Source organism: Pseudonocardia zijingensis (genome assembly GCF_042657305.1).
GTDB classification, from domain to species: domain Bacteria; phylum Actinomycetota; class Actinomycetes; order Mycobacteriales; family Pseudonocardiaceae; genus Pseudonocardia; species Pseudonocardia zijingensis.
In genome coordinates this window covers 1-23,321 of sequence record NZ_JBHSKO010000025.1, presented here as the reverse complement: position 1 = coordinate 23,321, position 23,321 = coordinate 1, and the positions used below count along the sequence as shown (strand labels likewise).

Sequence of the window (23,321 nt, the reverse complement as noted above, 5' to 3'; positions counted from 1 at the left end):
TCATGCCGGGTCCTCCCTCTCGCGGGTGTCGGACGGATCGGGCCGGGCCGCGTCCCCGTCGGCCAGGCCGACGGCGCCGTGGGCGGCGAGCTCGCGGATCTCGCTCTCCGAGTAGCCGACGGCCCGCAGGGCCTCGGCCGTGCCCTCGCCGAGCAGCGGCCCGGCGGCGGAGCGCACCGCGGGGGTGCGGGAGAAGCGCATCGGTGAGCCCAGCTGGCGCACCGGGCCGAGCACGGGGTGGGCGGCGTCCCAGAAGTACCCGCGCTGTTCGAGGTGCTCGTCGGTGAACACCTGTCCGTAGTCGGCGATCGGGGCGCACGGCACCCCGGCCTCGTCGAGGGCCCGCACGAGGTCGGCGGTGGTCCAGCCGCGGGTGACGTCCTCGATCTCGGCGATCAAGGCCTCCCGGTGCGCGTGGCGCCGCGACGCGTCGGCGTAGCGCTCGTCGGCATGGAGCGCGCGGAGACCGAGCACGTCGCACAGGCCGGACCAGGTCTTGGGCGTGACGGCGCCGAGGGTGACGTGGCCGTCGGCGGTGCGGACCGCCTGGTAGGGGGCGCTCGTCTGGTGCGCCGACCCCAGCGGGCGGCCGACCTCACCGGTGGCGAAGTACTTGCCCGCCTCCCACACCGCGAACGAGACCCCGGCCTCGAGCAGCGAGACGTCGATGTACTGGCCCTGCCCGGTGCGGTCGCGCTCCCGCAGCGCCGCGGTGACCGCGAGCGCCACGTAGAGCGCGCACACCAGGTCGCACATCGGCACGCCGATCTTCGTCGGCTCGCCGTCGGGGGTGCCGGTGATGCTCATCAGCCCGCCGCGGGCCTGCGCCATGATGTCCAGCCCCGGCAGGTGCGCGAGGGGCCCGTCCTGGCCCCAGCCCGATGCCGAGGCGTACACCAGCCGCGGCGCCGTCGCGCGCAGGCTCTCGTGGTCGAGCCCGAGCTTGCGCATCGCCCCGGGCCGCAGGTTCTCCACCAGCACGTCGGCCTCGGCGGCCAGCCGGCGCAGCGCCTCCCGGCCGCCCTCGGACTTCAGGTCGAGGGCCACCGAGCGCTTGTTGCGGTTGAGGCGCGCGAACGGAGAGCTGTGCCCCTCGAGGAACGGGCCGGTGGTGCGGACCGGGTCACCGGCTCCGGGAACCTCGATCTTGAGGACGGTGGCGCCCAGGTCGGCGAGCTGCATCGTGGCGAACGGCGCCGCCATGAACGCGCCGACCTCCAGCACGGTGATGCCGGCCAGCGGGGCCGCCCCGGTCGAGTCCTCGGAACCCAGCACACGCACCTCCGGCGTCTTGGCGGCATCGACAAGCTGAACTACTGTCTACAGAAGTTCGTAGGCGCGAGACAAGGGTCACGCGAGAAGTCGTCGGTTCCCGGGTCGGCACGAGGAGGTGCGCACGGCGGTGTCCGAACTGCCCGACAGCCGCATCGCGGCGCCCCCGAGCATCACGCAGCTCGCCGCGTCCGCGCTGCGGAAGATGATCCTCGCCGGCGAGCTGCGCCCCGGCGACCGCGTGGTGGAGAACCAGGTGGCGGGCCGGCTCGGCGTGAGCAAGCCGCCGCTGCGCGAGGCACTGCGGGTGCTCGAGCAGGAGGGCCTCGTGGTGCGCTCACCCCGCCGCGGGGTGGTGGTCACACCGCTGACGCTGCACGACGTCTACGAGATCTACACGCTGCGCCACGACCTCGAACGCCTCGCCGTCGACCTCGGCGTGCCCTGCCGGGCGCCCGAGCGGATCGAGCGCTGCCGGGCCGCGTACGCCGAGCTCGAACGGGCCGCCGCCGCTGACGATGCGGCCGCCGTCACCGAGCGCGGGTTCGCCTTCCACGTGGCGGTGGTCGGGCTGGCCGGGCACCGCAGGCTCGAGGAGGCCTACCGCGCGCTGGCGTTGCAGCTGCACCTGTGCATGGCCATGAACCGGCGCGCCCGCCGCAGCCACGAGTCGCTCCTCGGCGACGCCCGCCGCCACCAGCGCATCCTCGAACTCGTGGAGGCCGGCGACCCCGCCGCCGTCCACCACGAGCTCGCCCACCACGGCGACCGCACCTTCCTGCTCGACGCCGACGAGGCCTTCCCCGGCGGCTCCCCCGAGTCGCTGGCCTGGCTGGAGCGGGTGCGCGCGCAGGAGACCTAGCCGACCTCTCGATCCCGCACCGAACCGCAAAGGAGCGGACGTGGCGAACCCCACCGGGACGACCGAGTTCCTCACCTACCCCGAGCCACCACAGGCGCTGCGGCGCAGGCTCACCTTCGTCACGGCGCTGTCCGTGCTGGGGCCGGGCGCGATCGTCGCCTCGGCCAACATCGGCAGCGGCGAGATGGTGTTCGCCGCCCGCGGCGGGGCCCTGTTCGGGTACGCGCTGCTGTGGGCGTTCCTCGTCTCGGCCGCGGCCAAGGCGGCGCTCGCGTACTCGTTCAACCGCTACACGGTGGTCACGGGCGAGCACCCGATGGCCCGCTGGGCAACCCTGTTCCGCGGCCCGCGCGGGTGGTTCACGCTGCTCATGGGCGTGGTGTCGATCGCGGCGATCCCGTCGTGGGTGGGCGGGCTCGGCGTCGGGCTCGGCGACCTCATGGCCTCGCTCACCGCGATCGGCACCGGTGGGCTGTGGGCCGCGGGCCTCATCGTGCTGTCCGGGCTGCTGTCCTGGTTCGGCGGCTACGAGCGCCTGGAGCGCGCCCAGACCGTGATCGTCGGGTTCATGCTGCTCGCCATCGCGGTGAGCGTGGTGGTGCTGCAGCCCGACTGGCTCGCCGCCCTGGCCGGGCTCCTGCCGACGGTTCCCGAGTACAACGACTGGGTCGCGGCCTCCCACCCCGACATCGCCGAGCGCTCCGAGTGGCTCGAGCTCGCCGTCTACCTGGGCGCCGTCGGTGGCGGCACCTACGACTACATCGGCTACGCGGGCATGCTGCGTGAGAAGCGGTGGGGCATGCTCGGGCGCGCCGACCAGGCCGGCCTCGCCGAGCGGCTCGCCGCCCTGCCCCGCGGCGCCCGGCTGCCGCTGTCCGAGGACCCCGAGCAGGTGGCCCGCGGCCGGGCCTGGAGCCGGGCACCGCTGGGCGACACCGTGCTCTCGTTCGCCGCGATCGTCGTCTTCGCGTCCATGTTCATGATCAACGGCGCGTCGCTGCTCGCCGAGCAGCAGCAGATCCCCGAGGGCAACGACACCCTCACCTACCAGGCCGGGTTCCTCACCGCCATCCACCCGACGCTGCAGTACCTCTACTACGTCGCGGTCTTCTTCGCGTTCTTCGGCTCTCTCTACGCGTTCTGGGAGCTCTACACCTACACCGCCTACGAGACCCTCTCCCCGGTGTTCGCGCGGCTGCGCCGCTCGGGCCCCCGCGTCCTGCGCCCCTGGATGTACGGCTACATCCTGGTCACGAGCCTCCTGCTGGTGTTCACGGTCGGCGAGCTCGTGGTGATCGTGACGCCCGCCTCGGTGCTCGGCGGCCTGCTCACCGCGGGCCTGTTCTGCCTCGCGATCCTGTGGACCGAGCGGAAGGTCCTGCCCCCGGCCTACCGCCTCACGACGGCGGGCCGCTGGTGGGTGCTGCTGTCGGGGATCCTGCTGACCGTGCTGGGGCTGGTGTCGACGTGGCAACTGTTCGTCTGATGGCACCGGGGGAGTTCAGGAAAGCCACATTCAGGGCCGGAGCGGCCCGGAAAGCCACATTCCTGGCCTCCGGCTCCGGGGCACCACCGGCCGGCTCCGCCCTCTCCGCCGCCTGCCTCGCGGTGCTGTCGGTGTGGCGGTTCGCCGACGGCTCGCCGGGCTGGGCGGCGGTGTTCGCCGCGCTCGCCCTGCTGCAGCTCGGGTTCGCCCTGCGCGCGAGCGGGCCGCCCCGGGCCCGGGGCGGCGCCGAGGCGGGCGCCGACCCGGCCGCCGACCCGGCCCGCCGCAACTGGATCCGGATCGCCGTGGTCAACCTCGTGCTGGCCGTCGCCGCGGTGTTCTGGTTCCCGCCGCTCGCGCTCGTGCTGGCCGCGCTCGGGCTCTACTCCGCCCACCGGGCCCGCCGCCCCGTCGCGGCGGGCTGAGCCAGGGCGCGGCACGTCCCCCCGCTGCCGCGCCCGGACCCGCGTGACGTGGCTCCGGTCACTCGTGGCAGATTATGAGTACGGCGTACCCCCATCACCGGTCGCTCGTTGGGACGATCGGGGTGGTCGGGGGGACGGCTACGCCTGCAGGGGGGAACATGATCGAGCTGAACGGCGTCTCGAAGGTCTACGGCAACGGCGAGGTCCAGGTTCGCGCGCTCGGTCCCGTGGATCTGCTGATCGAGGAGGGGGACCTCGTCGCGATCATGGGCCCGTCCGGCTCGGGCAAGAGCACGATGATGAACATCCTCGGCTGCCTGGACGTGCCGAGCAGCGGGCAGTACCTCCTGGACGGGATCGACGTCAGCAAGCTGCGCGACAACAAGCTCGCGGAGATCCGCAACACGCGGATCGGGTTCGTGTTCCAGTCGTTCAACCTCATCTCGCGCACGTCCGCGGTGCGCAACGTCGAGCTGCCGCTCATCTACGCGGGCGACAAGCACCGCCGCCGGGAGCGCGCGCTGGCCGCGCTGGAGCGGGTGGGGCTGGGTGAGCGGGCGGGCCACATGCCCAACGAGCTGTCGGGTGGGCAGCAGCAGCGCGTGGCGGTGGCGCGGGCGCTGGTCACCAACCCGGCGATCATCCTGGCCGACGAGCCCACCGGGAACCTGGACACCACGTCCACTGTGGAGGTCATGCAGCTGCTGGTCGAGCTGAACGAGGCGGGCCGCACCGTCGTGCTGATCACGCACGAGCCGGAGGTCGCCGAGTTCGCCAAGCGCGTGATCGAGCTGCGTGACGGCCAGATCGTGCGCGACGTACGGCAGAAGCAACTGGTCGCATGATCTGGGAGATCACCCGCATCGCGCTGCGGGGGCTGCGCGCCAACAAGCTGCGCTCCGTGCTCACGATGCTGGGCATCATCATCGGCGTCTCGGCGGTCATCCTGCTCACCGCGCTGGGCAACGGGATCCAGACCGGGTTCAACGAGGCGTTCAGCTCGTTGAACACCCAGATCACCATCACGCCGGTGCAGGGCGGTGTGCCCGGCGGGGGGCAGGCGCGCGACCTCACCGAGAACGACATGAAGGCGTTGCTCGACCCGCGGGACGCGCCCGACGTCCTGTCGGCCACCCCGGTGGTGGCGGGGGCCGCCCTGCTGCAGCTGCCCGGTGGGGGGCAGTACCGCACGTCGGTCACCGGCACCACGGCCGACTACCTGGAGATCAACGACCGCGACCTCGAAGCGGGGCGGGGCTTCGACGCGCAGGAGGAGCGCACCAACGCCAAGGTCGTGGTGTTGGGCCCCAACCCGGTGCAGGAACTGTTCCAGGGGAACGCCTCGGCCGCGCTGGGCCAGGAGATCCGGATCGGCAGTGCGATCTTCCGGGTGATCGGCGTGGTGGAGGCCACCGGCCAGCAGGACGACGTGGCGATCATGCCGATCGGCGCGGCCCGCAGCTACCTGACCGGCGGCGACGACGAGCTGGACACGATCATCGTGCGGGCGCGTTCCTCCGAGGTGGTGTCGGCGGCCACGGAGCAGGTCACGGAGATCCTCTCCGAGCGGCACAACATCCGGGACACGGCCAAGCGCGACTTCGACGTCCAGGCGCTGCAGGAGATCGTCTCCCAGGTCAACACGCAGCTGTCGATCCTCACGATCTTCACCGCGGGGGTGGCTGCGATCTCCCTGCTCGTCGGGAGCGTCGGCGTCGCCAACATCATGCTCGTCACCGTCACGGAGCGGACGCGCGAGATCGGCATCCGCAAGGCGATCGGGGCGCGGCCGCGGGTGATCCTCGGGCAGTTCCTGCTCGAGTCGGTGTTCCTCGCGGGCGTGGGCGGGTTGATCGGCATCGGGGTGGGCGTCGGGATCTCGCTCGCCGGTGCTGCGATCCTGCCGCAGCTCATCCCCGACTTCCCGGCACCGGAGGTCGACCCCGGATCCATCATCTTCTCGTTCACGATCAGCCTCCTCATCGGGCTGATCGCGGGGGGTTACCCCGCCCACCGCGCATCTCGGCTGCGCCCGATCGAGGCCCTCCGATACCAATGACCCGCGCGAGAGTCCGACCCGAAGCGATCAAGGCAGGAGCTTCCATGTCCCGAACGACCGGCCGCCGCGCCTGGCCGGCGTGCGCCATCGGTGCGGTCGCGGTGCTGGCCCTCACGGCCTGCACCGGCGAGCCGCCGCCCCCGCCGACGCTGCGCGTCGACCGCGGCAGCGTGCAGACCACCGTGTCGGCCACCGGGACGCTCGTCGCCATCTCCGAGCAGACCCTGGGCTTCCCGCGGCGCGGGCAGCTCACGGAGGTGCTGGTCAACGTCGGCGACCGGGTGGTGCCGGGGCAGGAGCTCGCCCGCGTCGACGACTTCGCGCTGCAGCAGACGCTCTCGCAGGAGCAGGCGAACCTCGCCGAGGCGCAGGCCGAGCTGGACCGCGCCACCGGCAACAACTCGGTGCACGCCACCGGCCGCACCCTCGACCAGGCGCGGGAGATCCTCGACGCGGTCAAGAAGCAGGTCGACGAGACCAACGACCTCAACCGCGCCGCCACCAAGCGGGCGCGCGACCGGCTCGACTTCGACAAGAAGGTCCTCTCCCGGGCGTGGGACAACCTCAAGCGGCTGGAGGACGACTGCGACGACAGCGGCCCCTCCATAGCCGAGAGCGCGCCGGCGACCGAAACTCCGGCGCCCAGCAACTCGCGATCCGCTCCCAGCCGGACGCCGGAGCCGGATGACGACGAGGACGACGACGACACCGGGAACGCGTCGTTCCTCTTCAGGGGCATCGCCTACACCCAGACGCAGACCTGCGAGGAGCAGGTCCGGGTGGCCCGCGACGCCGTCGACACGGCCAAGCGCACGGTGCTCGAGTCGGAGGCCGCGCTGGACGCCGCGAAGCACCAGGAGGACGTCGACGAGGCGGCCGGGCGGGTGGCGGTCGAGCGCGAGGAGCAGATCGTCATCTCCGCCGAGAACGACAGCGGGGCGGCGCGCAATGACCGACCCGCCGACATCGAGGTGCGCCGGGCGCAGCTGCGCAACGCGCAGGCGGCGGTGCGGGTGGCGCAGCAGGACGTGGACAACACCGTGCTCTACGCGCCTGTCGCCGGTGTGGTCTCGGAGATCAACGGGCGGGTCGGCGAGTTCGTGGGCGAGGCCACCGGCACCACCCCGGTGGCGCCGGGCAGCACCGCCACGCTCCCCGAGAGCAACGACATCTCCGCGAGCGGTGACGGCGGGGGCGGCGGGACGGGCGGCCCGCTCATGGTGCTGAACAACGTCGACTCGTTCCAGCTGGTGGTGCCGTTCGAGGAGTCGGACGCGGCGCGCGTGGCGGTGAACCAGCAGGTGGAGGTCACGGTCGACGCCATCCCGGACCTGCGGGCGCAGGCCACGGTGCTGGCGCTCGCCCCCACCGGCACGCCGTCGTCGGGGATCGTGGAGTACAACGCCACGATCGTGCTGCGCGAGGGCGACGCCCGGCTGCGTGACGGCCAGACCGCGCTGGCCGACGTCATCACCGAGTCCGTGGACAACGTCCTGCGCGTGCCGTCGGCGGCGGTGCGGCGCGAGGGCGCGAGCACGCTGGTGGACGTCCGCGGTCCGGACGGCCAGCCGGTGCCCACGCCGTTCGAGCCCGGTGCGGCGGGCGACGAGTACACGCAGGTGCTCTCGGGCCTGCGCGAGGGTCAGGAGCTCCTGCTCCCGCAGGCCACCACCCCGGCCCCGTCGGCCGGGGGCGGGGGCTGAGCGGAAGGCGCTAGCGTCACGGCGTGATCGCCCCCCTCCGTGCACCGGCGTGGGGCGGTCTCGCCGCGCTCGCGGCCGGCGTCGCCGCGCTGCTGCTCGCGACGGCGGGCGGCTACGGCCATCACCGCGACGAGCTGTACTTCCTGCGGGCCGGGCGGGAGCTGGCGTTCGGCTACGTCGACCAGCCGCCGCTCACGCCGTTGCTCGCCCGCGCGATGGACGTGCTGCTGCCGGGTTCGCTCACGGGGCTGCGGCTGCCGTCGGTGCTCGCGGCGGCGCTGGTCGTGCTGCTCACCGGGCTGATCGCCCGGGAGCTGGGCGGGGACCGCGGCGCGCAGCTGCTGGCGGCGGCGAGCATGGCCGTCTCGGCGGTGCTCCTGGCCGTCGGGCACACCCTGTCGACCACCGGGCTCGACCTGCTCGCTTGGACCGCGCTGTCCTGGCTCCTGGTGCGCGCGTTGCGCGACGGCGGCCCGGTCTGGCTCGCCACGGGCGTCGTGGCCGGGCTGGCCCTGCAGAACAAGACCCTGCCTCTGGTGCTGCTCGCAGGCGTGCCGGCCGGGGTGCTGGTGGCCGGGCCGCGGGCCGCGCTCGCGAGCCGGTGGCCGTGGCGGGGTGCGGCCGTCGCCCTGGTGATCTGGGCGCCCAACCTGGCCTGGCAGGCGGCGAACGGGTTCCCCGTGGTCGCGCTGTCCGCCGCGATCGCGGGCGGCAGCTCCGGCAGCAGCGAGCCCTGGTACGTGTTCCTGCCGTTCCAGCTCGTGCTGGTGAGCCCGCTGCTCGTGCCGGTGTGGGCGCTCGGGTGGTGGCGGCTGGCCCGCGACCCGGCACTGCGTACGTGGCGCGCGTTCGCCGTGGCCTACGTCGTGGTGGCGGTGCTGTTCCTGGTGACGGGCGGGAAGCCCTACTACCTCGCGGGCTTCTTCCCGGTGCTGCTGGCCGCGGGCGCGCCCGCCGTCGTCGGGTGGGCCCGCCGGGGCGCCGTCCGGCTGCGCGGCACCCTGCTCGGGCTCGCGCTCGCGGTGAGCGCCGCGATGTCGGCGCTGCTCATGCTGCCGCTCGTGCCCGTGGAGGAGCTCGCGGACACCCCGATCCCGGACATCAGCTACGACGTGGGGGAGACGGTCGGGTGGCCGCAGTTCGCCGCCACGATCGCCGCCGTGCACGCCACGGTGCCGGCGGGGGAGCGGGTGGCCGTGCTCACCGGCAACTACGGGGAGGCGGGCGCGGTCGACCGGTTCCTGCCCGCGCTCGCCCCGGCCCACAGCGGCCACAACGCGTACTGGGGGTGGGGGCCGCCGCCCGAGGAGGCGGGCACGCTCGTCGTGGTGGGGCTGGAGGAGGCGCAGCTGCGGCGCTGGTTCGGCTCGGTGGAGCTCGCCGCGCGCATCGACAACGGGGTCGGGCTCGACAACGAGGAGCAGGGCGAGCCGGTCTGGCTGGTGCGCGACCGGCGGGTGTCGTGGGCGCAGCTCTGGCCGCAGCTGCGCCACATCGGGTGAGCTAATCGATTGCGCCCCGGCCGGCCGGCCGGGATCTTGTGCCGGTGCTGGTCCGTCGTGAACTCCCGGGCGACGCGCGCGCCGTCGCCGCCGTCCACGCCGACGCGTTCGCCCCGATGTACCCCGGGGCCACCCCGGTGGAGCCGGGCCTCGTCGACGCGCTGCGCGCCGACGAGGCGTGGCTGCCGCCGCTGTCGCTCGTGGCCGAGGTCGACGGGGAGGTGGTGGGCCACGTGTGCGTCACGCGCGCGACGCTGGGTCCCGACGCGCTGCCCGCGCTCGGCCTCGGCCCGCTCGGTGTGCGGGAGCGCCTCGAGGGCCGCGGGGTGGGCAGCGCGCTCGTGCACGCGGTGCTCGGCGCCGCCGACGCGCTCGACGAGGGCGTGGTCGTGCTGCTCGGGCACCCGGACTACTACCCGCGGTTCGGCTTCCGGCCCGCCGCCGAGCTGGACATCCATCCCGAGGTGGCCGAGTGGGCGCCGCACTTCCAGGCCCGCCCGCTCACCGCCTACCACGAGCGGCTGCGCGGCACGTTCCGCTACGCGGCTCCCTTCGGCGAGCTCTGAGCGCCGTGCCGGCGAGGGGACTCGCGCTGGGGGCATACCCTGGACCCGTGACCACGCACCACCCCCGCCCCGTCCACCCCGACCCGGCCAGCCCGTGGGTGTTCGCCACGCGGGAGCTGGGGCGCCGCCCGGGCAACATGCGCTCCTACAGCAGGCAGATCGCCGCTCCCACCGGCACCGCGCGCCTCGGGCTGGAGACGATCGCCGTGCCGGAGGGCCAGGAGATCGACCTCGACGTGCGGCTGGAGTCCGTCACCGAGGGCGTGTACGTCTCCGGCACCGTGCGCGCGCCGCTGTCCGGGGAGTGCGCGCGGTGCCTGGACGTGCTCGCCGACGAGGTCGACGTCGCCCTGTCCGAACTGTTCGCCTACCCCGACAGCGTCACCGACGAGACCACCGACGCCGACGAGGTGCCGCGGGTGGTCGACGAGCTGATCGACGTCGAGCAGATCGTGCGCGACGCCGTGGTGCTCGCCCTCCCGCTGGCCCCGCTCTGCCGCGCCGACTGCCCAGGTCTGTGCCCCGACTGCGGGGAGAAGTGGGCCGACCTCGCGCCCGACCACGGGCATGAGACACTGGATCCTCGGTGGGCCGCCCTCAAGGGGCGCCTGTCCGCCGACTGACCCCGCCTCACTGCTAGGAGAACTCACGTGGCTGTTCCGAAGCGCCGGATGTCGCGGTCGAACACGCGCTCGCGCCGGGCGCAGTGGAAGGCCGCCGCCCCCACGCTCGTCGCCTGCTCCAACCGTGCCTGCCGGGCCACCAAGCCGCCGCACGTCGCCTGCCCCACCTGTGGCACCTACGACGGCCGTCCGGTCGTCACTCCGGCCTGACGACGGGCGGATGGCGGATCGCGCCCCTCTGGGGCCCGCGGAGGATCGCGGGCCCCTACTCGCGTCGCTGGGCGTGAAGATCTCCGAGGATCTGCTCACCCTGGCGCTCACCCACCGCTCGTACGCGTACGAGAACGGCGGGCTGCCCACCAACGAGCGGCTCGAGTTCCTCGGCGACTCGGTGCTCTCGATCATCGTCACCGAGCGGCTCTACCGCGACCACCCGGAGCTGCCCGAGGGCCAGCTCGCCAAGCTGCGCGCGAGCGTGGTCAACATGCACGCGCTCGCCGGTGTGGCGAGCACGCTCGGTGACACCGGGCTGGGTGCCCACCTGTACCTGGGCCGCGGCGAGGAGCTCACGGGCGGCCGGGAGAAGGCGAGCATCCTCGCCGACGCCACCGAGGCGCTGATCGGCGCGGTCTACCTCGAGCACGGTCTCGACACCGCGCGTGAGCTGGTGCACCGGCTCTTTGACGCGCTGCTCGAGGGTGCCCCGCTGCTGGGTGCCGGCCTCGACTGGAAGACCAGCCTGCAGGAGCTCACGGCGTCGGCCGACCTCGGCGTGCCCGAGTACCGGATCGCCGAGGACGGCCCGGACCACCTGAAGGAGTTCACCGCCACGGCGGTGGTCGGTGGCCGCGACCTCGGCTCGGGTGTCGGGCGCACCAAGAAGGAGGCCGAGCAGAAGGCGGCCGAGCTCGCGTGGCGCACGCTCACGGCCGAGGCGGCCGCGGGCCCGGAGCAGCAGAAGCAGTAGGTGCCCGAGCTCCCCGAGGTGGAGGTCGTGCGCCGCGGCCTCGCCGACCACGTCCTGGGCCGCACGATCGCCGAGGTCGCCGTCGCGCACCCGCGTGCGGTCCGGCGCCACACCGCGGGTGCCGCCGACTTCGCCGCGCGCCTGACCGGCCGCACGGTCGCCGGTGCGTGCCGCCGCGGGAAGTACCTGTGGCTCGAGCTCGACCACGCCGACGAGGGTGACGACGCCGTGCTCGCGCACCTCGGGATGAGCGGGCAGATGCTCGTGGCCGACGCCGACCGCCCCGACGAGACGCACCTGCGCGTCCGCCTGCGGTTCGCCGACGGCGGTCCGGAGCTGCGGTTCGTCGACCAGCGGACGTTCGGCGGGCTGTCGGTCCACCCGCTGGTGCCCGCGGTGGGCGGCGGCCTGCTCCCGGCGCCGGTGGCCCACATCGCCCGCGACCCGATGGACCCGGCGTTCGACCTCGACGCCGCCGTGGCGGGCCTGCGCCGCAGGCGCACCGGGCTCAAACGCGCGCTTCTCGACCAGACCGTGGTGTCGGGCATCGGCAACATCTACGCCGACGAGGCGCTCTGGCGGGCCCGGCTGCACGGCTCCCGGCCCACCGAGACGCTCACCCGGGCGCAGGGGCGGGCGGTGCTCGGCGCCGCGACCGCCGTCATGGGTGAGGCGCTGGCCGCGGGCGGCACCTCGTTCGACGCCCTGTACGTCAACGTCAACGGGGCGTCGGGCTACTTCGACCGCTCGCTCGCCGTCTACGGCCGGGCCGACCGCCCGTGTCCGCGCTGCGGCACCCCGATCCGGCGTGACCCGTTCATGAACCGCAGCTCCTACACCTGCCCGCGCTGCCAGCCCCGGCCCCGCAACCCGCACCCCTGAGCGGCGCCGCCCCCACGCGTAAAGGGCACGATCACGGCCATCTCCGCGATCAAGGGCAGAAGGTCGCTGAATGATCTCCAGGAGCGACCATCTGCCCTTGGTCAACATCTCCCGGACCGCGAGAAGCACCACACCACTGCACCAGCTGTCCCCACGTACGCCTCGCGTGGACCACCCCGCCCTTCCGTGTACGAACGGCACACTCGTACGCACCTATCGGACGAAGGTGCCGCTCGTTCAGCGGCAGCGCTGTGCCCTCGACTCGCTCACTCAGCCCGGTCGCTGCTCGAGGTCGCGGCACCCGGCGAGGAGCCCGGCTCAGGCCTGTCCCCGCTCGAAGTACGCCACCACCTGCGGGTCCAGCGGCGGGACGTCGCGCGGCTCGCCACCCGCGCGTAGCGACTCCGTCGCCCGCACCCCCGTCGCCACGCTCATCCGCGCGGCCACGGGGGAGGTGTCGGTGGGCCCGCCGTCGCGGGCGAAGCGCAGGAACTCCGCCAGGAGGGGGTCGTCGGCGCCCGCGTGCACGGCTGCGGTGTCGGGCATCCGGTGCTCGGCGTCGGCGTCGGGGGCGTAGCCGGCGCGGCGGCTGTTCCACACCCGCACCACGGCGCCGGAGCCGTCGCCGAAGTTCTCCAGCCGCCCCGCGTCGCCGATCACGGTGTAGTTGCGCCAGTAGTCCGGGGTGAAGTGGCACTGCTGGTACGCGGCGAGCACGCCACCGCCGAGCTGCAGGTTCACCAGCGACAGGTCCTCGACGTCGATCACCGGGTTGAGGTCGCGCTGGGCGCGCGGGGGCCAGTGCCGGTCCGGAGCGAGCCAGTCGTCGGACTTCGCGGTGCCCGGCTCGCGGCGGTGCCCGTCGCCGTAGACGCGCAGCGCGCCGAACGCGCTGACCCGCTCGGTGTAGGCGCCCGCGAGCCAGTGCACGACATCGATGTCGTGCGCCGCCTTCTGCAGCAGCAGCGACGTGGTGCAGCGGCGCTCGGCGTGCCAGTCCTTGAAGTAGAAGTCGCCGCCGTTGCCGACGAAGTGGCGCACCCACACCGACTGCACCGCCCCGATGTCGCCCCGCTCGATGATCTCGCGCATCGCGCGGACCACCGGCATGTGCCGCATGTTGTGCCCGACGTAGAGCCTGCTGCCGGTGCGGTGCGCGGTGCGCAGCACCCGGTCGCAGTCCTCCACGGTGATCGCGAGCGGCTTCTCCACGAACACCGCCTTGCCCGCCTCCAGCGCGGCGCAGGCGAGGTCGGCGTGGGTGTGGTCGGGCGTGATCAGCAGGACCGCGTCGACGTCGGTGCGCTCCAGCAGCCCCCGGTGGTCGGTGTGGACGGACGCGCCGGGGTGGCGCTCGCGCACCGCCCGCCGCGCGGCGTCCTCGTCGACGTCGGCCACGGCCACCACCCGCGACGTCCCGGGCACCTCGGCGGCCGCGGCGAGCCCGCTGCGGAAGCCTGCGCCCACCACACCCACGCCGATCACTACGCGGGCTCCCCGGTGCGCACCGACTCGTAGGCACGCTCCACCACCCGTAGCGACCGCAGGCCCGACTCGCCGTCGGGCTGCGGGAGGCGCCCGTCGCGGATCGCGGAGAGGAACTCCTCGAGCATCGCCGCGTCGCCGCCGGTGCCGTACTCGACGCGCAGCGGCGCACGCGTGGACTCGCGGAACCCGTGGACGGCCTGGCCGAAGGCGTCCATGTCGGCGATGCCGCCGTCGCCGGTGAGCCGCATCGTGAGCCCGCCCCACGTCGGGTAGCTCTCGGGCACCGACCAGCTGCAGTCGAACGTGGCCACCACACCGCCGGGGTAGCGCAGCGAGACGAGCCCGCCGGTCTCCACGGCCGCGGTCTCGTGGACGATCCGGTTGGCCACGGCGTGCACGGACTCGGCCTCCGCGCCGTCGAGGAGCACGTCGAGCAGGTCGGCCAGGTGCACGGTGTGGTCCATCACCGCGCCGCCGCCCGCGAGCACCGGGTCGGCGAACCAGGCGCGGGCCGAGGGCATCTTCCCGTTGTTCGTGCCCGTCACGGCCACCACCCGGCCGAGGTTCGCCGCAGCGGCCCGCAGCGCCCGGAACTGCCGGGAGAAGCGCACCGGGTAGGCCACCATCAGGTGGACGCCCGCGGCGGCGCAGGCCGCGACCATCGCCTCGCCGTCGGCGACGGTCGTGGCCATCGGTTTCTCGCACAGCACGTGCGCCCCGGCCGCCGCGGCGAGCTCGGTGAGGGCGCGGTGCCGCGAGTTCTCCGAGCAGATCACCACCCCGTCCGGGCTCCGGTCGAGCAGCTCCTCGTAGCTGTCGACGTAGTGGCGCACGCCGAGGCGCTCGGCGAGCTCCCGCCCGCCGCTCTCGCCCGGCGGGCGCTCCCCGGCGTCCGGGTCGGTCACGACGAGCTCGACGTCCGCGCGTTCGTTCAGGAGCCCGATGTAGCCCAGCGCGTGCAGGTGGGCCATCGACATCACGCCGATCCGCTGCCGCGTCACGCCGGCACCCCAGCGAGCTCGACGGCCTCGGGGCGGCCGCTCGCGAGCGAGGCGTTGGCGGCGGCCGCGAGCCGCACCGCCGCGACGCCGTCGGCGGCGTCGACCCGTGGGGGTGGGCCGCCCGCGAACGCGGCCGCGAACTCCCCGAGCTCGGCGATGAACGGGCTCTCCACCAGCGAGACGTCGGGCAGCAGCCGTTCGCCGCCCGCGTCCGGGGCTCCGGTGTCGGTGCGCAGCGACGGGTCGTCGGCCGAGTCGTACGCGAGCAGGCCGTCGGTGCCCGCCACGCGGAACCCGTAGCGGAACCGGGTGCCCGGGCGGGCCCACGTGCCGGTGACGTTGCTGATCACGCCGTTGCGGTGGCGCGCCGTCACGTGCGCCGACACGACGCCGGTGGCGGTGCCGGGCGCGCTGTCGGACAGCCGGGCGTGCACGGAGTCGACCTCGCCGCCGAGCCACCGCGCGAAGTCGAGGTCGTGGATCATCTGGTCCATGATGATCCCGCCGGAGAGCGCGGGGTCGGCGAACCAGCCGCGCAGGGGGCGCGAGCCGCAACGGTGGAACGTCAGCACCGCGGGCGTGCCGATCGCGCCGTCGGCCACCGCGCGCTGCATCGCCGCGTACTCGGGGAAGAAGCGCACGACGTGGCCCGGGTAGAGCTGCACCCCGGCTGCCGCGCACGCCGCCACCATCGACTCCGCCGTGTCCGGGTCGAGCGCGAGCGGCTTCTCGCACACCACGTGGCGGCCCGCCGCCGCGGCGGCGAGCACGATCTCGGGGTGGGCGAAGGTGGGCGTGCACACGTCGACGACGTCGACGCCCGCGAGCAGCTCGTCGAGGCTGCAGGCGACCTGCCCGCCGCCGTGCCGCTCGACCAGCTCCGGGGCGCCGTGCAGCGAGTGCACGCGGACGTCCGCGCCGAGGTGGAGCCAGGCCGGGAGGTGGGCGTTCGCGATTCCGCCCGCGCCGACCACGCCGACGCGCAAGGTGGTCTTGATGGGGATCATCCTTTCGTGCCCGACAGGGCGATGCCCTGCACGAACTGCCGCTGCAACGCCAGGTAGGCGAGCAGCATCGGGATCGAGGCCATGAGGGCCCCGGCCATGAGGACGGGGTAGTCGGTCCACTCCTGGCCCTGCAGGCTGGTGAGCCCCGCGCTGATCGGCATCGACGACGGGGCGGTGTTGACCACCAGGGGCCACAGCAGGTCGTTCCACGAGTGCATCACGGTGATCACCGCGAGCGCCGCGAGCGCCGGCTTCACGAGCGGGAGCATGATCGAGAAGAAGATGCGCAGGCGGCCCGCGCCGTCCAACAGCGCGGCCTCCTCGAAGTCCTTCGGGATCGTCGCGAAGAACTGGCGCAGCAGGAAGGTGCCGAAGGCGGAGAAGAGCCCCGGCAGGACGAGCGCAGGCAGGGTGTTGAGCAGTCCGAGGTCGGACATGATCTGGTACTGCGGCAGGATCAGCAGCTGTTTGGGCACCATCAGCACCGACAGGAACAGCGCGAAGATCAGCTCCCGTCCGCGGAACTCCAGGCGGGCGAACGCGTAGGCGCCCAGCGAGCAGAACGCGAGCTGGCCCAGCGTCACGGCCGCCGCCACGATCAGCGAGTTCAGCAGCTGCTGCCCGAACGGCAGCAGCTCGAACACCTCGGCGAAGTTCGACCACTGCCACTCCCGCGGCAGGATCGGCGGCGGCACCGTGGTGGTCTCCGGCAACGACTTGAACGCGGTGAGCAGCTGCCAGACGAACGGGCCGATCATCGTGATCGCGCCGATCACCAGCGCGGCGTGGGTGAGGACGGAGCCGAGTCGGCGATCAGACATAGGTCACCCACCTGCGCTGCAGCCGGAACTGGACGAACGTGAGCGCCGCGATCAGCAGCATCAGCAGGAAGGCCAGCGCGGTGGCCGTGCCCTTGTCGGACTCGACGAAAGCCTTCTCGTAGAACAGCTGGACGATCGACTGCGACGAGGAGAAGGCCGGGTTGACCGTGGGCGATGCGCTCATCACGTACACGAGGTCGAAGATCTGCAGTGTCGCGATCACGTTGATGACCGTGCAGAAGAAGATGCTGGGCGACAGCAGCGGCAACGTGATCCGCCAGAACCGCTGGAACGCGCTCGCCCCGTCGATCGCGGCGGCCTCGGCGTACTCCCGCGGGATCGCCTTGAGCCCCGCGATGAAGATCACCAGGTAGTAGCCGACCTGCGACCACACCTGCACCACGCCGATCGCGAACAGGGCCGTGGCCGGGTTGGACACCCAGTAGGTGCCCGGGATCCCGAACACCGACAGGAACTGGTTGATCAGGCCGAAGTCGCCGTTGTAGAGCCAGCGCCAGACCATCCCGGACGCCACCGGCAGCGTGACGAACGGGATGAAGAACATCGTGCGGTAGACCGTCACGCCGCGCAGCCCGTCGCGGTTGAGCAGCACCGCGAAGAAGATCGCGACGGGCAGCGTGAGCAGGCCGATCGCCATGTAGAGCAGCGTGTTGCCCAGCGCGGTCCAGAACGTCTCGAGCCGGAAGACGGTGAGGTAGTTCGTGAACCCGGTGAACGTGTGCCCGCCGAACGGCCCCCACTCGGCGAAGCTGAGCACGAACGTGGAGAGAGCGGGGTAGAGGTAGAGCGCGGCCAGGCCCAGGCCCACCGGCGCGATGAACAGGTAGGCGCTGTGCTGGTGGCGCCGGGGCGCCCGGGCCGGTACGGGGCGTTCGACGCGCGCCGCGGGCGCCGTCGCGAGCTGGGTCATACCGCCTCCTTGCTGAGGACGACGTTCATCTCGTCGGCCAGCTGCCGGGCCGACTCCTCGACGGGCCGGGCGCCGGGGCCGATGAAGGACGGGCCGAGGATCTGCAGCTGCATGCGCTCCCACGTCATGGTCGTGACCGAGGCCGGATAGGCGGTCGCGTCCGGCACCTGGTCGATGTAGGACTGCATCCGGAACTCCGGCTTGGCGTCCAGGAACGCCTGCTGGGTGCCCGCGTAGCTGGGCAGGATCGTCCCGGAGCGGCCCTGGATCTCCCCGGCCGTGCGCCCGGCCATGAACTTCACGAACTCGAAGCAGGCGTCCGGGTACGGGGTGCGCGCGTTGATCACGTTCGCGAGCCCGTGGATCACGTTGCCCCGCCGCGTGCCGCGGGGGAGCACGGCGATCCCGGTGCGCGCGCGGACCTCGGGGTCCTCGTAGGTCGCGTTCGAGTCGTTCGGCAGGCCGTTGTACATCGCGATCCTGCCGCCCTGGAACTGTTCGCGCGCCCGGGTGTCCGACTCGGCCATCGCGTTGGGGGCGAGGTCGCGGTCGATCGCGCCGGTGAGGAAGCGCAGGCCGCCGAGCGTGGCCTCGTCGTCGAACCCGGACCGGGTGCCCCGCACCACCCACCCGTCGCTCTGGAAGATCGCGGGGTAGAGGTTGCGCTGCCGGTCCAGGCCCGCGGAGAAGCCGTACACGCCCGCCGCCGGGTCGCGGATCTCGGCGGAGGCGTCGAGGACGTGCTGCCAGGTCCAGCTCTCGTCCGGGTACGGCACACCGGCGCGGTCGAACAGCTCCCGGTTGTAGAAGAGGCTGATCGTGTCGAAGTCCTTCGGCACGCCGTACTGCTCGCCGTCGCGCCGGTAGAGCTCCACCAGGTGCTGCGGGTGCTCGGCGAGCGTGACCCCGTCGCGGGCCAGCCGGTCGGTGAGGGGCAGCAGCGTGGCGTGCCGGGCGAACATCGCGATGTTGGGCGCGTTCATCCAGAACACGTCCGGAGCGCCACCGCCCACGATCGAGGTCTGCAGGCGCGGCCAGTACGTCGAGAACGGCGTGAGCTGGATCGCGACCTCGATGTCCGGGTGCTCCGCGTTGAACGCGGCGATCACCTCCTGCATCGCGGGCACCTGGTCGGCGTCCCAGATGCCGTAGCCGATGCGCACGCGCCCGCCGTCGGGCACGAACGCGGGGCCGGTGGTGCCGGAACACCCGGCGATACCCCCGGCGAGGGGGAGCGCGGCGAGGGATCTGAGCAGGGTGCGTCGAGGGACCGGGGTCATCGCAGGCCTCCGGGGACGGGGCGGGTGGGGACGCGCAGCGGCGGTGTGACGAGTGCCGCGAGCAGGGGGCTGTGTCGCACGGCGAGCTGCAGGGCGGAGCGCAACGCGCCCAGGGCCACCGCCTCCGGCCCGAGCTCGGACAGCACGAGCGGGGTCGTGTTGAACACGGGCCGGTCGAGGTGGCGCTCCACGCCGTCGCGCAGTGGGCGTCCGGCCCGCGACACGCCACCGCCGAGCACCACCATGTCCGGGTCGAACGACTTGACCAGGAACTCGACCACGCGGGCGAGTCGCCGGTAGAACTCCTCCACCAGCGCGGCCGCCTGCGCGTCGCCCGCCTGCGCCGCGCGGAAGACCGAGCCGATGGCGTCGGGCGAGTCCGGGTCGCGGCCGGGGGTGGCGAGCAGTTCCTCGGTGCTGAAGTACAGGTCCGGGATGCTGCCGATCTCGCCGGCCGCGCCGTGGCGACCGGTGTGCAACTTGCCGTCGACGATGATGCCGGCGCTGGTGCGGCGCCCGGCGAGGACGTACACGACGTCGTCGACGAGCCGGGCCGCGCCGATCCAGTGCTCGGCCAGCGTGGCCATGTTGGCGTCGTTGGCGGCGGTGACCGGCACGCCCGCCCAGCGGGCGAAGTGCCGCTCGACGTGGAAGCCGGTCCAGTCCGGGATGACGGTGCTCAGCGTGACCCGGCCGGAGGGGTCCACGATGCCGGGCACCCCGAGGCTCAGCGCCAGCGTGTCGTGCGGCTCGATGCCGAACTCGGCCACGGCGTCGGCCACGAGCGACTGCACGGCCGTGCGGCGCTCCGTGCCCGGGGTCGTCCGGCTGATCGGGCGCGTGAGGGTGTGCCGCGGGGTGCCGGTGATGTCGGCGACCACCGCCGTCAGGAGATTCACCCCGACGTCCACGCCGACGACGAATCCCGCGTCCGGGTCGAGCCGGTAGGTGCGGGCGGGCCGGCCGGCCTGGCGGCCGCCGGGCGCGTCGGCGGGCTCGCGCTGCTCGACCCACCCCAGCCGGCCGAGCTCGGTGAGGATCGAGTCGACGGTGGGCCGGGACAGGCCCGTGCGCTGGGCCAGCTCCGCGAGCCTGCTGCCCTCGTCGGTGCGCAGGGCGGTCAGCACGCTGATCGTGTTGGCGTGCCGTTCCGCCGACGAGTCCGAGGCCACGGCGCATTACGCTAGGCAGGTTTCATAATTAGGGCAAGAGGGGGTCTGCCATGAGCGGTAAGCGGTTACAGCCAGCCGCGCCGCTTGAAGATGAGGTAGAGCGCCACGCCGAGCAGCACCATCAGCGTCAGGGCGAACGGGTAGCCGAGCGTCCAGTGCAGCTCGGGCATGTCGTCGAAGTTCATGCCGTAGATCGAGGCCACGAGCGTGGGGGCGAAGAGGATCGCCGCCCACGACGAGACCCGCTTCATCTGCTCGTTCTGCTCGTAGCCCGCCTGCGTCATGCGGGCCATCTCCTCGTTCTGCCGCTGGCCCACGAGCGCCGCGTTGACCTGCAGGATGTTGGCCAGCAGCTGCCGGAACGCCTCGATGCGATCCAGCACCCGGGTGGCGTGGTCGGCCACGTCGCGCAGCAGGCGCCGCAGCTCCAGGTCGGCCGCCCCGGCCTTCTCCTTCAGGCGTTCCTGCATCTCGTCGAACATGTCGGACAGCGGTTCCACGGCCCGCTGGAACTCGATCACCTCGCGGGAGAGCTGGTAGATCCGCTTGGACACGTGCGGGTCGCCGCCGAAGACCTGCACCTCGATCTCGTCGACGTCGTCCTGCAGGCCGTCGAGCACCGGGGCGTAGTCGTCGACGATCCGGTCGAGCACGGCGTAGAGCACCGCGTAGGGCCCGGTCTCGAGCAAGGTCGGCTCGCGTTCGAGCCGCTGCCGTACCTGCGCGAGGTCGGGCTCCTCCGCGTGCCGGATGGTGATCACGAAGTCCGGGCCGAGGAACAGGTGGATCTCGCCGATCTCCACGACCTCGACGGAGTCGACGTAGCGCGCCGGGCGCAGCACCACGAACAGCACGTCGCCGTAGCGCTCGACCTTGGGGCGCTGGTGGGCGGTGATCGTGTCCTCCACCGCGAGGCCGTGCAGCGAGAACTCCTGCGCTACGGCCTCGATCTCCTCCGGTGTCGGGCGCAGGAGGCCGATCCAGCAGAAGCTGCGGCCCTGGTCGGGGCACTGGCGGAGCTCCTCGAAGGTCCGGCCGAGCGAGTCCGGTGCCGCGGCCCGCTTGCCGTCGATGTAGATGGCGTTGTCGACCAGGGACATGGGTGCGCAGCGTAATCCCGCCACGCCGGAACCACCCGGTGCGCGCTACTGCGCGATGCGTAGTAGTGTGCAACGCGCAGAAGGGGGCAGGCATGGACACGAGTCAGCTGCTCAAAGGCGTGCTCGACCTGGCCGTGCTCGCGGTGCTCGACCGCGGCGACGGCTACGGCTACGAGGTGGTGCGCGGCCTGCGTGCCGCCGGGCTGCACGAGGTGGGCGACGCGTCCGTCTACGGCACGCTGCGGCGGCTCTACAACGCCGGGCTCCTCACCTCGTACGTGGTGCCCAGCGAGGAGGGCCCGCACCGCAAGTACTACAGCCTGAACGCGCCGGGGCGCGAGCGCCTGCGCGAGACGGCCAAGACGTGGCGGGCGTTCGCCGAGACGATGGAAGGGCTGGTGGGGGCAGCATGACCGACGACGGGAGGGCGCAGAGCGGGGCGCCCACGGTGCAGCTGGCGAGCGCCGCGGCCGAGGAGTACCTGGGCGGCGTGCGGACGGCTCTGGCCGACCTCCCCGAACCCGAGGTCGCCGAGATCCTCGACGACGTCCGCGCGCACCTCGCCGACCTCACCGACGAGCTCGGCGGCGATGCGGACGTCGCCGCCCTCACCGCGCGCCTCGGACCCCCGAGCGCGTACGCCGCCGAACTGCGGGCCGCCGCCGGCTACCCGGCGGCCGAGCCCGCCGACCAACCGCGCCACGCGCGCGCCCGGCTCATGCTCGCGGCGCCCGTGGCCGGGGCGGTCCTGTTCCTGCTCGGCGTCGCCGCACGTGAGCCCGCGGTCGTGTTCGTCGCGCTGGTGATCGGGGCGATCGCGCTGCCCCTCGTGTTCCGCGACGGGCCGGGCGTCCCCAGCGTGGCCGCCCTGCCGGAGGTGCGGTGGTTCGCCGGGCGCCCGGCCACCGGCACCACGAGCCGCACGGTCACCGACTTCGTCGCGAGCCTCCAGCCCGCCTGGTGGGTGCTGCGCGCGATCGCGGCCGCCGTGATCGTGCTCGAGTTCTTCTCCGGCGCCGAGGCGCCCGCGGTGCTGCTGCTCGGCCTCCTCGCGGTGCCCGCGTCGATCTGGGTGGGGCACCGCACCCGGCGCGACCGGCGGCTGCTCTGGGTGGTGGTTCCGCTGAACGCACTCGCCGCGCTCGTGGTGCTGTGGATGCTGTTCGAGGGGGTGCCGGGTTCGCGCGAGCCCTCCCCGGCGAGCTACACCGCGTCCGCGCCCGGGCTGTGGCAGGACGGGGATCGGGAGATCCGCGACATCCGCCCCGTCGACGCCGCGGGCAACCCGCTCACCGGCGTGTACCTGTTCGACCAGGACGGCCTGCCCATCGACACGTCCGGCAGCGGCGAGTGCTCCGGCACCGACCCCGACCTCGACGACCCCGCGGCCGCCAACGCGGCCTACCCCCGCGGCACCTGGGACTACGACCCGCGCACCGGACGCTGCCGCCACACCCCGCCCGGGCCGCTGGTCGTCGCGGTGCCCACCACGCCCGCCCCGGGCGCGGTCACCGCGACCCCCGCGCCGGCCCCGCCCGCCGCTCCGGCCCCGCCGGTCACGCCGGAGCTGTCGGCGCCGCCGGCCCCGCCGGTCACGCCGCAACCATCGGCGCCGCCGGCACCGCCCACCCGATGAGCCCCGGGTCCGTGCCGGCACGTCGGGGGCGCCGGCACGGACCCGTACCCGAGTCGCCGCTCCCGGCTGCTGAGTAGGGCATGATCGTTGTTCCGGCGCAAAACCCGACGTGAGGCGTCGGGAAACGCGCCAGGTTGGCGATCATGACCGGTTTGGCCGGGCCCTGGCCCGACAGGGTGACCACCGCGGGTCTGGGGCCTCCGGTGGCGCCGCGCATCGTGCGGGGCAACCACGTGGGCAGGCCGGGGCCTGCCCGGTGGGCGCGCGGCGCCACCTCCGGCCGGTTCCGCGGCCATGATCAGGGCTTTGGCGCGTTCTCGGGCGAAATCGACCCGGGAATGCGCCAACTCTCTGATCATGGCCCCGGTGGCGGCCGAGATTGCCTCCCTCGGCCGTCGATCAAGGGGAAAGGGTCGCTAGATGATCGGCGGTCTCAACTGGTTGTTGCAACGAGCAGCTCGTCGAGTGCCTGGGCGGGATTCTTCCATCCGAGGGTCTTGCGTGGGCGGCCGTTGAGTTCGTGGGCGACGGTGTCGAG

The 23,321-nt window shown here is 73.1% G+C and carries 23 protein-coding genes; 14 read left to right on the top strand and 9 right to left on the bottom strand.

What is annotated here, in order from left to right; all coding sequences use genetic code 11:
- Positions 1-1,275 carry a CaiB/BaiF CoA transferase family protein gene (locus ACFPL3_RS33480; protein WP_343941285.1) on the bottom strand — a complete coding sequence of 425 codons (1,275 nt, stop codon included), beginning with the start codon at positions 1,273-1,275 and terminating at the stop codon, positions 1-3.
- Positions 1,276-1,402: 127 nt separating this feature from the next.
- On the opposite strand from ACFPL3_RS33480, the gene ACFPL3_RS33475 reads away from it, so the two are divergent.
- The 12 genes from ACFPL3_RS33475 (at position 1,403) to mutM (ending at position 12,347) form a co-directional block, all read left to right on the top strand.
- Positions 1,403-2,134, top strand: a complete 732-nt coding sequence (locus ACFPL3_RS33475; RefSeq protein WP_343941284.1) for a GntR family transcriptional regulator — start codon at positions 1,403-1,405, stop codon at positions 2,132-2,134.
- 40 nt (positions 2,135-2,174) lie between these two features.
- The gene (locus ACFPL3_RS33470; protein ID WP_343941283.1) at positions 2,175-3,620 is read left to right on the top strand and encodes an Nramp family divalent metal transporter; all 1,446 of its coding nucleotides are present in this window, start codon (positions 2,175-2,177) and stop codon (positions 3,618-3,620) included.
- Positions 3,621-3,751: 131 nt separating this feature from the next.
- On the top strand, positions 3,752-4,045 hold the full coding sequence (locus tag ACFPL3_RS33465; protein WP_379590133.1) for a hypothetical protein: 294 nt from the start codon (positions 3,752-3,754) through the stop codon (positions 4,043-4,045).
- 158 nt (positions 4,046-4,203) lie between these two features.
- Positions 4,204-4,890: an ABC transporter ATP-binding protein gene (locus ACFPL3_RS33460; protein WP_343941282.1), complete on the top strand. Its 687-nt coding sequence runs from the start codon at positions 4,204-4,206 to the stop codon at positions 4,888-4,890.
- A complete protein-coding gene (locus tag ACFPL3_RS33455; protein ID WP_343941281.1) occupies positions 4,887-6,104 on the top strand; it encodes an ABC transporter permease in 1,218 nt (405 codons plus the stop codon). Before ACFPL3_RS33460 ends, ACFPL3_RS33455 begins: the two co-directional genes overlap by 4 nt.
- 44 nt (positions 6,105-6,148) lie before the next feature.
- The gene (locus tag ACFPL3_RS33450; RefSeq protein WP_343941280.1) at positions 6,149-7,807 is read left to right on the top strand and encodes an efflux RND transporter periplasmic adaptor subunit; all 1,659 of its coding nucleotides are present in this window, start codon (positions 6,149-6,151) and stop codon (positions 7,805-7,807) included.
- Between the two features lie 23 nt (positions 7,808-7,830).
- Entirely contained in the window at positions 7,831-9,309 is a 1,479-nt protein-coding gene (locus ACFPL3_RS33445; RefSeq protein WP_343941279.1) for a glycosyltransferase family 39 protein, read from the top strand.
- Positions 9,310-9,353: 44 nt separating this feature from the next.
- On the top strand, positions 9,354-9,875 hold the full coding sequence (locus ACFPL3_RS33440; RefSeq protein ID WP_343941278.1) for a GNAT family N-acetyltransferase: 522 nt from the start codon (positions 9,354-9,356) through the stop codon (positions 9,873-9,875).
- A 47-nt stretch (positions 9,876-9,922) separates the two neighbouring features.
- Positions 9,923-10,498 carry a YceD family protein gene (locus tag ACFPL3_RS33435; protein WP_379590129.1) on the top strand — a complete coding sequence of 192 codons (576 nt, stop codon included), beginning with the start codon at positions 9,923-9,925 and terminating at the stop codon, positions 10,496-10,498.
- A 27-nt stretch (positions 10,499-10,525) separates the two neighbouring features.
- Positions 10,526-10,708, top strand: a complete 183-nt coding sequence (gene rpmF, locus ACFPL3_RS33430) for a 50S ribosomal protein L32 (protein ID WP_142049071.1) — start codon at positions 10,526-10,528, stop codon at positions 10,706-10,708.
- A gap of 10 nt (positions 10,709-10,718) precedes the next feature.
- Positions 10,719-11,465 (top strand): ribonuclease III, encoded by a 747-nt coding sequence (gene rnc / locus ACFPL3_RS33425; protein WP_343941277.1) that lies wholly within the window; start codon positions 10,719-10,721, stop codon positions 11,463-11,465.
- Complete coding sequence (gene mutM, locus ACFPL3_RS33420) at positions 11,466-12,347, top strand: bifunctional DNA-formamidopyrimidine glycosylase/DNA-(apurinic or apyrimidinic site) lyase (RefSeq protein WP_343941276.1); 882 nt, start codon at positions 11,466-11,468, stop codon at positions 12,345-12,347. It abuts the gene before it with no gap.
- 318 nt (positions 12,348-12,665) lie between these two features.
- Here the strand turns inward: mutM and ACFPL3_RS33415 are convergent, their stop codons facing one another.
- The 8 genes from ACFPL3_RS33415 to corA all read right to left on the bottom strand — a co-directional run bounded on the left by ACFPL3_RS33415 (position 12,666) and on the right by corA (position 21,147).
- Positions 12,666-13,832 (bottom strand): Gfo/Idh/MocA family protein, encoded by a 1,167-nt coding sequence (locus ACFPL3_RS33415; protein ID WP_343941275.1) that lies wholly within the window; start codon positions 13,830-13,832, stop codon positions 12,666-12,668.
- Positions 13,832-14,836, bottom strand: a complete 1,005-nt coding sequence (locus ACFPL3_RS33410; protein WP_343941274.1) for a Gfo/Idh/MocA family protein — start codon at positions 14,834-14,836, stop codon at positions 13,832-13,834. The genes ACFPL3_RS33415 and ACFPL3_RS33410 overlap by 1 nt, the downstream gene beginning before the upstream one ends.
- Positions 14,833-15,843: a Gfo/Idh/MocA family protein gene (locus ACFPL3_RS33405; RefSeq protein WP_343941273.1), complete on the bottom strand. Its 1,011-nt coding sequence runs from the start codon at positions 15,841-15,843 to the stop codon at positions 14,833-14,835. The genes ACFPL3_RS33410 and ACFPL3_RS33405 overlap by 4 nt, the downstream gene beginning before the upstream one ends.
- Positions 15,840-16,664: a carbohydrate ABC transporter permease gene (locus ACFPL3_RS33400; RefSeq protein ID WP_343941272.1), complete on the bottom strand. Its 825-nt coding sequence runs from the start codon at positions 16,662-16,664 to the stop codon at positions 15,840-15,842. Before ACFPL3_RS33400 ends, ACFPL3_RS33405 begins: the two co-directional genes overlap by 4 nt.
- Complete coding sequence (locus tag ACFPL3_RS33395) at positions 16,657-17,595, bottom strand: carbohydrate ABC transporter permease (RefSeq protein ID WP_343941271.1); 939 nt, start codon at positions 17,593-17,595, stop codon at positions 16,657-16,659. The genes ACFPL3_RS33400 and ACFPL3_RS33395 overlap by 8 nt, the downstream gene beginning before the upstream one ends.
- Positions 17,592-18,875, bottom strand: a complete 1,284-nt coding sequence (locus ACFPL3_RS33390; protein WP_343941270.1) for an ABC transporter substrate-binding protein — start codon at positions 18,873-18,875, stop codon at positions 17,592-17,594. The genes ACFPL3_RS33395 and ACFPL3_RS33390 overlap by 4 nt, the downstream gene beginning before the upstream one ends.
- Positions 18,872-20,047 (bottom strand): ROK family transcriptional regulator, encoded by a 1,176-nt coding sequence (locus tag ACFPL3_RS33385; protein ID WP_343941269.1) that lies wholly within the window; start codon positions 20,045-20,047, stop codon positions 18,872-18,874. Before ACFPL3_RS33385 ends, ACFPL3_RS33390 begins: the two co-directional genes overlap by 4 nt.
- A 65-nt stretch (positions 20,048-20,112) precedes the next feature.
- Positions 20,113-21,147, bottom strand: a complete 1,035-nt coding sequence (gene corA, locus ACFPL3_RS33380) for a magnesium/cobalt transporter CorA (protein WP_343941268.1) — start codon at positions 21,145-21,147, stop codon at positions 20,113-20,115.
- 92 nt (positions 21,148-21,239) lie between these two features.
- Here corA and ACFPL3_RS33375 point away from each other — a divergent pair, with 92 nt between their 5' ends.
- Both ACFPL3_RS33375 and ACFPL3_RS33370 read left to right on the top strand, forming a co-directional pair.
- Entirely contained in the window at positions 21,240-21,560 is a 321-nt protein-coding gene (locus tag ACFPL3_RS33375) for a PadR family transcriptional regulator (protein WP_343941267.1), read from the top strand.
- Positions 21,557-22,783, top strand: a complete 1,227-nt coding sequence (locus ACFPL3_RS33370; RefSeq protein ID WP_379590123.1) for an HAAS signaling domain-containing protein — start codon at positions 21,557-21,559, stop codon at positions 22,781-22,783. The genes ACFPL3_RS33375 and ACFPL3_RS33370 overlap by 4 nt, the downstream gene beginning before the upstream one ends.
- Positions 22,784-23,321 lie beyond the last annotated feature (538 nt).